At 64.0% G+C, this 11,540-nt stretch carries 10 protein-coding genes; 2 read left to right on the top strand and 8 right to left on the bottom strand.

The window, feature by feature from the left end:
* Positions 1-256 precede the first annotated feature (256 nt).
* Positions 257-859: a tetratricopeptide repeat protein gene (locus tag AAGA68_26605; GenBank protein ID MEM9388640.1), complete on the bottom strand. Its 603-nt coding sequence runs from the start codon at positions 857-859 to the stop codon at positions 257-259.
* 264 nt (positions 860-1,123) lie between these two features.
* Here AAGA68_26605 and AAGA68_26600 point away from each other — a divergent pair, with 264 nt between their 5' ends.
* Positions 1,124-1,324 (top strand): integrin alpha, encoded by a 201-nt coding sequence (locus AAGA68_26600; GenBank protein ID MEM9388639.1) that lies wholly within the window; start codon positions 1,124-1,126, stop codon positions 1,322-1,324.
* A gap of 500 nt (positions 1,325-1,824) precedes the next feature.
* On the opposite strand, the gene AAGA68_26595 is transcribed toward AAGA68_26600, so the two are convergent.
* From AAGA68_26595 to AAGA68_26565, 7 genes are all read right to left on the bottom strand, one after another.
* A complete protein-coding gene (locus tag AAGA68_26595; protein MEM9388638.1) occupies positions 1,825-3,462 on the bottom strand; it encodes a hypothetical protein in 1,638 nt (545 codons plus the stop codon).
* 82 nt (positions 3,463-3,544) lie between these two features.
* On the bottom strand, positions 3,545-4,003 hold the full coding sequence (locus tag AAGA68_26590) for a S41 family peptidase (protein ID MEM9388637.1): 459 nt from the start codon (positions 4,001-4,003) through the stop codon (positions 3,545-3,547).
* A gap of 219 nt (positions 4,004-4,222) precedes the next feature.
* Complete coding sequence (locus AAGA68_26585) at positions 4,223-4,600, bottom strand: hypothetical protein (protein MEM9388636.1); 378 nt, start codon at positions 4,598-4,600, stop codon at positions 4,223-4,225.
* A gap of 20 nt (positions 4,601-4,620) precedes the next feature.
* A complete protein-coding gene (locus AAGA68_26580) occupies positions 4,621-6,057 on the bottom strand; it encodes an NAD(P)(+) transhydrogenase (Re/Si-specific) subunit beta (protein MEM9388635.1) in 1,437 nt (478 codons plus the stop codon).
* Between the two features lie 10 nt (positions 6,058-6,067).
* The gene (locus AAGA68_26575; protein MEM9388634.1) at positions 6,068-7,639 is read right to left on the bottom strand and encodes a Re/Si-specific NAD(P)(+) transhydrogenase subunit alpha; all 1,572 of its coding nucleotides are present in this window, start codon (positions 7,637-7,639) and stop codon (positions 6,068-6,070) included.
* A gap of 255 nt (positions 7,640-7,894) precedes the next feature.
* Positions 7,895-9,064 (bottom strand): HAMP domain-containing sensor histidine kinase, encoded by a 1,170-nt coding sequence (locus AAGA68_26570; GenBank protein MEM9388633.1) that lies wholly within the window; start codon positions 9,062-9,064, stop codon positions 7,895-7,897.
* Positions 9,054-9,740: a response regulator transcription factor gene (locus tag AAGA68_26565; protein MEM9388632.1), complete on the bottom strand. Its 687-nt coding sequence runs from the start codon at positions 9,738-9,740 to the stop codon at positions 9,054-9,056. The genes AAGA68_26570 and AAGA68_26565 overlap by 11 nt, the downstream gene beginning before the upstream one ends.
* 165 nt (positions 9,741-9,905) lie before the next feature.
* Between AAGA68_26565 and AAGA68_26560 the strand changes: the two genes are divergently transcribed.
* Positions 9,906-11,348 (top strand): NAD(P)/FAD-dependent oxidoreductase, encoded by a 1,443-nt coding sequence (locus AAGA68_26560; protein ID MEM9388631.1) that lies wholly within the window; start codon positions 9,906-9,908, stop codon positions 11,346-11,348.
* The last annotated feature ends 192 nt before the right edge of the window (positions 11,349-11,540 follow it).

The following is an 11,540-nucleotide window of genomic DNA, read 5'->3' as shown; positions in this document are numbered from 1 at the left end:
GCGCTCTTCTCGCCAGCGCTGCAGGGCCGCTCTGTTGACTCGCCTGACGTCTCAGTTCGGCCCGCTCTTCGTCGGTCAAATGGATAGGAGTACTCATAGCTGGAATTGTACTCCGAATCTAGCTGTTACACTCCACTAGTGCTGGGTCGCCCAGCACTGGGCCCACGGCTTCGCCGCAGTGGCCGCGCGCGGCACTGCGATCTTTGCTCTTATGAAGACCAATGGCGCTCACAGCCCACAGAATAGTCGCGATATCTCAGCTGAGACCCTTGATTCGTCGCTGGGTGGCAGCCTCCTTTTCAAGAAGTGCCTTGTTGCCCTTGTCGGCGGACCGCAAGCGCGAGATTCGCTCCAAGGCGCGCTCGTACAATGCTAGTGCACTAGCTCGATTTCCCATGGCAGCGTGCAATTCGGCACTTCTGAACTCTATCTCGAAGAGATCATGTTGAAACTGCGCAGTCCCCGGGTCTTTTGCCTCCAGTTCCTTGAGTACGGATTCGGCTTCCCTGTAGCCTAGCAAGGCGGCTCGGTCTTCTCCCAAGTTGTCTTGAATTATTGCAATGAACTTGGCTGTAAGCGCAACATCTCTTAGCAGTCCAAGATCTTGCGGCCGCCGCTCTGAAAGTGCCGCAAACCCCGCGAGCACGCGCTCAAATTTTGAGAGTGAGTTTCTCCAGTCCTCTTGAAGCATCAGCGAGTTTGCGATTCGTCCGATGCTAACCAGGACGTCACGCTGGTAACCGACATTGTCGGGATGCTGTGAAGCAACCGCCTCCCGAATCGTCAAGGCCTCCTCGTACCCCTGTCGGGCTTTACCAAACTCTCGCACACGTAAGTGAAGATCAGCCAACCGATTCATGCTGACCGAGAGATCGCGCCTCATCTGCAGGTCATTCGGATGGCGGGCAATGGCACGTCGCCGTATTGACAGAGATTCTTCGTAGCCATCCTTGGCAGCCTGTGCATTCCCCGAGGTCAGCTGTGAATCTGATACTCGATCAACGCCAGAGGCCAGAATCGAGGCGAAACTCAGGTTGCTTGGGTCACTCGCCACAAGTTTGCGGGCCAGAGCGACTGCATCCTCAAAATCAGCTTGCGCTGATTCGCGGTCACCCTCACGAAGTTGAACGTCCCCTGCGGCCGCGGAGTCGTACTACTTGGCGCAACGGCCTTCGAGGCGGCCGGGTTCGACGTCAGCGACGCCGGTGACGTCAATGGCGACGGCATTGATGACCTACTGATCGGTGCGCGCGGTGAGGGGCTTTCCAACGCGTCTTTTGAAGGCCAGAGCTACGTTTTGCTCGGACGCGCGCCCGCGCCGTAAGCACCATTCGATCAGCTCAAACTTCATGCAGAGCTACCTTAGTATCCTGCGTCGGAAGTTCGAGTCATTCGCACGGGAGTTTTGCTCCTGGGCGCGGCGCGACGACAAGCGTGGCAGGCCCACGGCAGGAGGAGCAACGTGCTCAGGGGCGAAAGGCCTCCGCGTATTACTCAATGAACTGCTAACTCAAGACACTTTAGCGGAGTTGAAGTATGCACTCAGGGCATCTCAAGGTGGCCGAAAACCCAACGGAGTAGCGGGAGCTTGGACGCTCTCCTTCGGGATCGCACACCGGTGTGCAGAACCACCTGTGCGCCTCGATGCTCGAGATGATCTTCCGTTCGTACTCGCTCAGCGCGGACTGATCGATGATCGCCTAGTGGCCTCGCGCGTACGTGTTGCCGAGAGCGGCGCCCGTCCACTCCGTTGGTCGCGACAATCTCAGGCCTGGCACTCTGCCCCGGCCTGCCCGCTGCCACGGCGGCCCCCTGCGGTCCTACTTACTCAGCGCGACCGTAGATCACAAAGACCTCGCCCGCATTCTGCCCGATCGCCGTGTCGCCCTCGCGCGCTGTGATCAGCAGATCATCGATCCCATCCATATTCACATCCCCCGCCGCCGACACGGCGAATCCGGTACCCTCCGACGACACCACAAGGGGAAAGTTGTCGAACACCACCCCGGCGGAACCATCGCCCCCTTGCACTTCGCGCAGGGAACCCAGAGAAAACTCGGCAGGCCAGCCGCTTTCTCGCCCAAAGACGAGATAGGCCTTCTCGCCACGCTCGGCGCCGATCAGCAAGTCGCCGATGCCGTCTCCGTTGACGTCGCCGGCGGCAGCAACGGAGAAGCCGGCGTAGTCATCGATCTCCTCCCCGGTCAAGACGAGTCCCTCCGTACCGTCGCCACCCGCCTGGGGGCGCAAAGAATTCAGGTCGAACTGAGCCGACATCGCCGGCCCGCCGAAGATCACGAACACCTCGCCACGTTGGTCGTCCAAGCCGCCGGAGCGGAAGTTGGCAACGACCATGTCGTCGACGCCATCGCCATTGAGGTCACCGCCGTTGCCCACGGAATTCGGGTTGGTCCCGGTGATAATGAACCCGGCGGAGCCGTCGCCGCCCCCGGCCGGCGTGAGGTCCGTGAGGGAGAGCTCCGCCTCGAAAGCACCGCCCTTGCCGAAGACGACGAAGGCATTGCCGTCCTCGAACTGGAGGCCGCGATCGGTCACGAGGAAGTCGTCGAAGCCATCGCCGTTGAAGTCCCCTGCGGCGAGGCCTTGGTCGGTCGCGCCGTCGCCGATCGAGGAGCCGCCACGCGTACCCTTGACCAGAAAGCCCTCGGATCCGTCGCCGCCAGCACCTGCGAAGAGGCTGCTTAGGCTGAAGACGGCGTCGAAGGGGCCGTTGGAGCCGAACACCACGTAAATGGCGCCGTTGTCGTCGAGGGGCGCGTCGACTCTCGGGGCGGCGATCAGGATGTCGTCCAAGCCATCGCCGTTGACATCAGCGGCTTCCACCGCGCGCCCGGTGTCGTCCGCGAACTGGAAGCCGAGGAAGACGACCCCGTCGCTGCCGTCGCCACCTCCGCCGGGGAGCAGTTCAGAGGCGCGCACAGTGCCGGGGAAGTCGTCGGTGGGGCCGAAGATCAGGTAGGCGCGACCCGGATCGGCGTCACGGCGTGCGGCACCGATGAGCAAGTCCGGGTGTCCGTCGCCGTTGAAGTCACGGCCGCCCGCGACGTCGGAGCCGACCGCACTGTCTTCCTGTATGCCGAGGAAGGCGAATCCCCTGTTGGCCTCGTCGACCTGCACGGCCTGGACGTTGGAGAGCGGTGGATAGCCGCCGGGCTGACCGTAGATCACGTAGCAAGCCCCGGAATAGTCGCGCACGCCGCTGACGTTGTAAGCGCCAGCGACGAAGTCGTCGATACCGTCGCCGTTGAGGTCGCCGGCAGGGCTGACGGCGTTGCCCAAGAGGGCGCCGAACTGCGGTCCCCGAATCGCCGCGCCGACGCTGCCGTCACCGCCGAGGCCGGGGTAGAGATCTACGAGGTTGATCTCCGGCGGGAAAGGCTGGGACTGGGCGGGTGCGCTGACGGCCGCCGCGACGGCCAGGGCGAGGAGCTTGTTGTTCATGATCCATTCCTTGGAGGCACGAAGAGACGTACGGACACGCGCGGAAAAATCGAATCCTCATCACGCAGCGCCGCGGGGACGCTCATGGCATGGCAGCAAGTTGCGCGAGTGCCACCTCCACCGCCGCCTCCAGCTGTGGATCCGCCCCGGCAGCGTAGGGAATGGGCCGCTCCACCACCACATCGGGGTGTACCCCCACCCCCTCCAATCGCTCACCGTCGATCGCCACGTCCACTACCGCGAGGTAGAGCAAATCACCGTTCGGCAGCAGGCGCGGCGAGCCCCCAACCACGGCGCCGGCCGTACGACTACCGACGACAGGACCCAGACTCAGCTTACGGAAACCGTAGGCGAACATCTCCTTACCCGAAGTGCTACGCTCGTTGACGAGCGGTACCACGACGAGCGGTACCACGGGCTTGCCCCAAACCCCGTCGTAGTCATCGACGGTGCCGTCACGGGTACGCGAGGTGGTGGTGGCGATGGGGTCGCGGAAAAGGTTCAGGTAGTCGAGGCCGGCACCGCCCCAGCCGTCGCGCAAGTCGAGGGTTGTCGCGCTCGATCACCCGGACGCTCGCATTCAGGGCGGTCTCGAACATGGTTTCGCCGTCGAGCAGTTGCACCTCCACGGGAATCGAGAGGGGCGCTGCGCCGGCATGGCGACGGACCGAGACCTCCACGGCGCTGCCGGCTTTGCCTGCAAACGAGGCGACCTGGCGAAAGGGAAGCCCGTCCACAGCGAGTAGCTCGTCGCCGACCTTCAGGCCAGCGCCTCCGCAGGGAATCCGTCGAAAACCGAAGCGACGTGCACCCTACCCGCCACCTCAACCGTTCCGATGCCGATACCGGCGTAAACCGTGGCGTCCGCGCCTGCCTCCTCCTGGAGGAAAGTGAAGATGCCGAGCATCTGGTAGCGCCGCGGATCCTCCAGGGAATAGAAGTGAGTGTGAGAGGTGTCCAGGCGGGCTGCCTCGGCCCAGGTCAACCAGTCACCCGTGGCGAGGCGCTCGTCGAAGAACTCGTCGCGCACGCGATCGGTGATGGCATCGAAGGTGGCCGCCTTGTCCAGAGGTTCCGCCGCCAACGCGTTGGCGAAGGCGGCTAGCAGCCATGCGCCGAGGTACGGCCAGCGCAACACGTACTGCGACCGGGTACTGCTTACACCAGCGCGTGCAGCAGACTGTCGATCGACGCCTTCGCATCCCCGTAGAACATCCGCGTGTTCTCCTTGAAGAACAGCGGATTCTCAATCCCCGAGTACCCCGTCCCGCGCCCGCGCTTACACACGAACACGTTACGAGACTTCCACACCTCCAGCACTGGCATCCCCGCGATGGGGCTGCCCGGATCATCCTGCGCCGCAGGGTTAACGATGTCATTGGCACCAATCACGATCACCACATCATTGGTGGGGAAATCATCATTGATCTCCTCCATCTCCAACACGATGTCGTAAGGCACCTTGGCCTCCGCCAGCAACACGTTCATGTGTCCCGGCAAACGCCCGGCCACCGGGTGAATCGCAAAGCGAACGGTCTTGCCCTGCTCACGCAGCTTGCGCGTGAGCTCTGACACGGACCCCTGTGCCTGGGCCACAGCCATACCGTAACCAGGCACGATGATCACGCTATCCGCATCGGTGAGCGCCGAGGCCACGGCGTCCGCATCGGCAGCGATCATCTCGCCTTCCACGGCCTGCGCCGAGGTGGTCTCGCCACCCCAACCGCCGAGGATCACGCTCACGAAGGAGCGGTTCATGCCCTTACACATGATGTAGGACAAAATCGCACCGGAAGAACCCACCAGAGCGCCGGTCACGATCAGCAGATCGTTACCCAGCGTGAAGCCGATCGCCGCGGCGGCCCACCCCGAGTAGGAGTTGAGCATCGACACCACCACCGGCATGTCGGCGCCACCGATCGCCATGATCAGGTGCCAGCCGATCGCGCCGGAGATGGCAGTGACAGCGAGCATGGTCCAGAGCCCCGCACCCTGCAGATACATGAACCCGAGGACCAAGCAGGTGACCAGCGCCAGCAGATTGATCTGATGACGCCCCGGCAACGTCAGCGCCGACGAGCTGATCTTCCCGGCCAACTTGCCGTACGCGACGATCGACCCCGTAAAGGTGATCGCGCCGATCAGGATGCCGAGAAACAGCTCCACCTTGAGGATGCTGAGCTCCACCGCCGTCTTCTTGGCGATCGTGGCCGCAAAGCCGGCGAGCTCAGCGACGGTACCCGCGTCCTTCGCCGCCAGCGCCGCGTTCATCTCGAGGTCGGCGTTGATGCCGATGAAGACCGCGGCGAGGCCGACCAGGCTGTGGAAGCCCGCGACCAGCTCCGGCATCTGCGTCATCTGCACGCGGTTGGCGACGATCCAGCCGCCGATACCGCCGAGGGCGATCATCAGGATGATGGTGCCGTAGGAGCCGACGCCCGGCGTGCCGACGGTGGCGCCCACGGCGAGCACCATGCCGATGATGCCGTACCAGATCGCGCGCTTGGCCTTCTCCATGTTGGAGAGACCGCCGAGGGCGAGGATGAAGAGAATCGCGGCGACAACGTAGGCCGCGGTGACCAAACCAGTACTCATCCCTGACCCCTCAACTGCGCTGGAACATGGCGAGCATGCGACGGGTGACCAAGAACCCGCCGAAGATGTTCACCGATGCCATCAAGATTGCTAACGCCGCCATGATCACCACGGCGTTGGTGCCGGACGCCACCTGTAAGAGCGCGCCGACGATGATGATCGAAGAGATGGCGTTGGTAATGGCCATCAACGGCGTGTGCAGCGCATGGGCCACGCCCCAGATCACGTGGAACCCGACGAACACGGAGAGCACGAACACGATGAAGTGCTGCATAAAGCTCGCCGGCGCCACGCTGCCGACGAGCAACGCCGCGACACCGCCGATACCGAGCATCCAGCCAGTACGATTCAGGGACTTCTTCAGTTCCTCCGCTTCGCGCGCGGCCTTCTCCTCCGGCGTCTCCTCCACCACCTTAGCCTTGGGCTGCGCCGCGATCGCCGCGATCTTCGGCGGCGGTGGCGGCCAGGTGACCTCGCCCTCGTGGCATACGGTGGCGCCGCGGATCACGTCGTCCTCCATGTTGATGACCGGGTTGCCGTCCTTCTCCGGCGTCAGGTCATCGAGCATGTGGCGGATGTTGGTGCTGTAGAGATTCGACGACTGGGTGGCCATGCGGCTGGGGAAGTCCGTGTAGCCGACGATGGTCACGCCGTTGTCGGTCACGAACTTCTCGTCCTTGCGGGTCAGGGCGCAGTTGCCGCCGCGCTCGGCTGCAAGGTCCACGATCACTGAGCCGGGCTTCATCGCCGCAACCATGTCCTCGGTCCAAAGCTCGGGGGCCGGTCGGTTCGGGATCAGGGCCGTGGTGATGACGATGTCCACCTCCGGCGCCAGCTCGCGGAACTTCTCCAGCTGCTTCTCGCGAAACTCGGGGCTGGAGGGGGCGGCGTAACCGCCGGTGGCGGCGCCGTCCTGCTGGGCTTCTTCGAAGTCGAGGAAGACGAACTCGGCGCCCATGGATTCGATCTGCTCGGCCACTTCGGGGCGCACGTCAAAGGCCATGGTGATGGCGCCGAGGGCGACGGACGTGCCGATGGCCGCTAGGCCGGCAACGCCGGCGCCGACCACCAGCACCTTGGCGGGGGTGACCTTGCCGGCGGCGGTCATCTGGCCCATGAAGAAGCGGCCGAAGTTGTTGCCCGCCTCAACCACCGCGCGGTAGCCGGCGATGTTGGCCATGGAGGACAGGGCGTCCATCTTCTGCGCGCGGCTGATGCGCGGGACCATGTCCATGGCGATCGCCGTCATGCGCTTCGCGTTCAGGCGCTCGAGGAGCGCCTCGTTGGCGGCGGGCCAGACGAAGGAGATGAGGGTCTTGCCGTCGGGCGCAGCGTCGAGTTCTTCGAGCGACGGCTCGCGCACCTTGACGATGACGTCGGCGGTGGACCAGAGGTCCGCGGCAGAAGCCACCACCTCGACGCCCGCCGCCTGGTAGGCCTCATCCGTGATCGATGCCGCCACGCCGGCGCCGGCCTGCACTACGCACTCGTAGCCCAGCTTCTGCAGCCGACCAGCACTCTCCGGCGTCAGCGCGACGCGCGCTTCGCCCGAGGCGGTTTCCTTCAGGGCCCCTACCTTCATCTATACGCTCCTCACAACCTCATCTTCGGCCGGGCTGCCACAGCAGGCCGATGCTCTCGCTATTGATCTGGACGATCCCGCGGGCTCGCAGGACACCGGTGCTAGCATGCGCCGCACCATCTGCGGCGGGCTCGCATCGTCGCATAGAAATCCATTGCGGTCAGGGGGCTGGCCCGGGAGCGATCGCAAGGAGCGCTCTCAACAAAAAATTTGCCGCTCAGCCGTGCTGGAGGGCGGTTTATCGCTGACGCCGACCTACCGCCGTTGCGCGCCAAGGGGCAGGTTGATCGTCAGCCTGGCACCGCCCTCTGGACGGTTGGATGCCCGTATCGCGCCCCCGTGGGCGGCGATGATGCGATGGGCGACCTGCAGGCCGAGGCCTGCCGAATCGCGCCTTTGGGGATCGGCGCCGAGGCCGTCGAGCCCGACCTCGCCGTCTTGCCCGGGCAAACCTGGGCCGTCGTCCTCCACCAGGATGCGCACCTCGCCGTCGCGGGCATACACCGAGAGTCGCACCGCCGAGGCCGCATGCTGCAGCGAATTCATGGTGATGTTCTCGACCGCACGAATGAGCCGTCGCCCATCCGCCCACAGCTCAATCGACTCCGCTGGGCATGTGTACTCCAGGTGCACACCGCGATGGTCTGCGATCGGTTGGAGCTCCTGCGTTACCAGACGTAGAAGCTCCCCGGGCGGAACGCCCTCGAGCGCTAACGCCGCATCGATGTCCAGTCTGGCCATCTCCAGCAGATCTTCCGCGAGATCTCGAACGCGACGCGTGTCGAGCTCCGCCGCGTCGAGTAGTGGCCCCAGCCCTTGGGCGAGGCGTTCGGGCGGCGCATCGAGCAGAGATCGCGCCCGGTTGAACACGCCCGTAAGCGCCATCAAAGGTGTGCGCAGATCGTGGGAGACGTGACTCACCCACTCACCCCTGACCCGGTCGCGTTCGCGGATCTGCTCGATCAGCTCGGCGATTCGATGCCGCATGGCATTCATGCCGTCGGCCAGCAGGCGGATCTCATCGCGCCCACCCACCTCGAAGGGCCCGGGGATGCTCGTTTCATCATCCAAGGGCTGAGTGATCTGATTGGTTAGCTTTCGCAAACGCCGAGTTGCCAGCAGCGACACCAGGACGGCGAACACCGATGCGCTCAGACCGAAGTAGATCAGGGCAGCCATGACATAGACGGGATCGGTCAATACGGCAAGGGCGGAGAAGCGCTCGGGCTTCTCAACAGGCTTGCCCTCGAGATAGTCCGCATAGTCACGCACATGCTCCGGGTTACCCCACTCCGAGATACGCGGGGAGAGCGAGTCCCAGACCGGCGTGAGCATCGTGTCGCCTGCCAGGAAGACAAAAAAGACAACGACGCCAATCCGAACGCCTAGTTGATTCCTTAGAGGAAGCTGCGACTTAGTTTGCATCTCGCATCCGGTAGCCGACCCCGTAGATCGTCTTGATCCACTGGGGGTCGTTTGTGTTGTGCTCGATCCGCGCGCGAAGGCGCCGCACGCAGAGATCGACGGTTCTCGTCGTGCCCATGAAGTCCTCGCCCCACACATGACGCAGGAGCTGATCGCGTGTCCAGGCTCGGCCTGGGTGCTGCAGCAAGAAGTACAGCAAGTCGAACTCTCGGCGGCGCAATTCAAACACTTCGGCGCCCGTGCCCGCTGTGTAGTTGGACGGGTCCGCCCACAGCCCGTCCAGCTCCAGTCGCTCTGCCGCCGGGGCTGGATTCGCTCGGCGCAACGCGGCACGCACGCGCGCCGTGAGCTCTGCCGGATCGCAGGGCTTTACGATGTAGTCCGCCGCTCCAAGGTCTAGTCCGCGAACGATCTGGCTCACCGCATCGCGCGCCGTAAGGATCACGATGGGCATCGAGGGGTGCTGCGCCGTCAGGCGCTTGCACAGCGAGAGGCCATCGCCATCCGGCAGGCCAAGATCGAGCAGGACTAGATCGAAGGGCCGCTCGAGCGCCTTCGCCGCGTCGCGTAGCGAGCCGGCGAGTTCGGTGATGAAGCCCGCCTCGCGCAGCAAGCGAGCGAGTTCTTCGCGTATGCGCGCCTCATCCTCTACCACCAATACTGTGTTGGGTCCCATCCCCAAGCGTCGTCTCCCTCGAATCACGGTGAGCGTAGCAGCTGCCCGCGAGGTACGCGCTGTAGGAAATTCTGAGGACACATTGTTCTGTTACGTTTCCCCCCGTCGCCTCCCGTGCGCGCCGCGCTCGGGCCGTGTATCAGAAGAGAATCCAAGGAGCAGACGATGGGGTCGATCACCCACCAGGGCCGACGTGGCTTTTTGAAGTCCGCGGGAACGGTAGCAGCGGTGGCACCGTGGCTACCCGCGCTCGCTAGCCCGAGTGACCCCGACGTGGTCATCGTCGGCGCCGGCGCGGCCGGCCTCGCCGCCGCGCGCACGTTGGCACACTTGGGCAAGAGCTTCGTGGTACTCGAAGCGGCCGATCGCATCGGCGGGCGCGCCTACACAGACACCAGCACCTTTGGCGTTCCTTACGACCCTGGCGCCCATTGGCTGCACAACGGCAACCGCAATCCCTTCAACGCCTACGCTCGCCAACGGGGTTTCGATCTGTACCTGCCTAACTCCGATCTTGCGCTGTACGTCGGCGATCAACCGGCGGGCGCGGCCGACTGGCTACAGTTCACCGCATCGCTCAACCAAACCTCCTTCGCCATCGAGGAAGCAGGGCAAGCCGGACTGGACGTGAGCATCGACTCTATCGCGCCACAGGTGAACAGCTGGGATCCGACGACGGAGTTCCTCCTCGCCCAGGTGTCGGGCGCTCAGTTCGAAGACCTCTCCACACAGGAAGCGGTGAGTTTCGCGGGTGGTCGGGATTGGTTGTGTGCGCAAGGCTACGGCGCCGTACTTGCAGACTACGGAGCCAGCATTCCCGTGGAGCTGCAGCGCTCGGTCGAGCGCATCGACTGGTCCGGCACCGGCGTTGAAGTGCACACCTCGGATGGGTTGATTCGCGCAGGCGCAGTACTAGTTACCGTATCCACTAACGTGCTCGCAAGCGGCGCGATCGAATTCACCCCTGCCCTACCGGTCGATTTGGAGGAGGCCATCTCGCGGATCGGGATGTCGGCGTACATCCGTGTTGGCTTGAAGTTCTCGGAGAATATCTTCGGCACTGGGCCTGACAGCTTCGCTTACTACAAGACGGATACGGGGAACGCCGTGAGCATTCTCGCCAACCAAGGAGGTGGCCCGGTCTCGACGGCAGACCTCGGCGGGGACAACGCCCGTGCCATGGCGCAGGCGTCGGACGAGGCGATCATCGACTACGCCCTTGGGGAACTCGAAGCCATCTACGGCAGCAGCGTGCGGGATCGACTGATCAAGGCTCACGTGGCGAACTGGGAGCAGTATCCACTGGCCCAGGGGGCTTGGTCCCAGGTACAACCTGGCTTCTATTCGGCACGGCAGGCCTTCCGTGAGCAAGCGGCGATCGGCGATCGTGTGTTCTTTGCCGGCGAGGCGCTACATCCCGATATGTTCGCGACTGTGGCAGGCGCCGCCATCACAGGGCGTTATGCGGCGCTTCAGATCGCGAACGTGCGCGCCGGCGGACGTTTCGAACCGCTTCCCTCAACGCCATCGGAAGGCGCATCGCGCATCCTGAGCACTGCGAAGGAGCGCCTACGAGGGTCGGTCCAGGCCCCCTCGGGGCGACGTTAACGAAAACGGCGCAACTACCTGAACCGTAGTTGCGCCGTGGAGGACACTCTCCGCTGACCTCATCGAGCAAGTTGTCAGCCTGATCCAGTCCCACGAGTCGCAGACCATCAGCGGCATCGTGGACCAGGTCGCACTCGACGCGCTCGAGGACCTGGAGTCGAACACGGCCCCGACACGCATCGGGCCATGGCG

Source organism: Pseudomonadota bacterium (assembly GCA_039193195.1).
In the GTDB taxonomy this organism is placed as follows: Bacteria; Pseudomonadota; Gammaproteobacteria; order Steroidobacterales; family JBCBZW01; genus JBCBZW01.
Note: the sequence above shows the minus strand (reverse complement) of the source record. Positions and strands in the feature narration are given on the sequence as shown.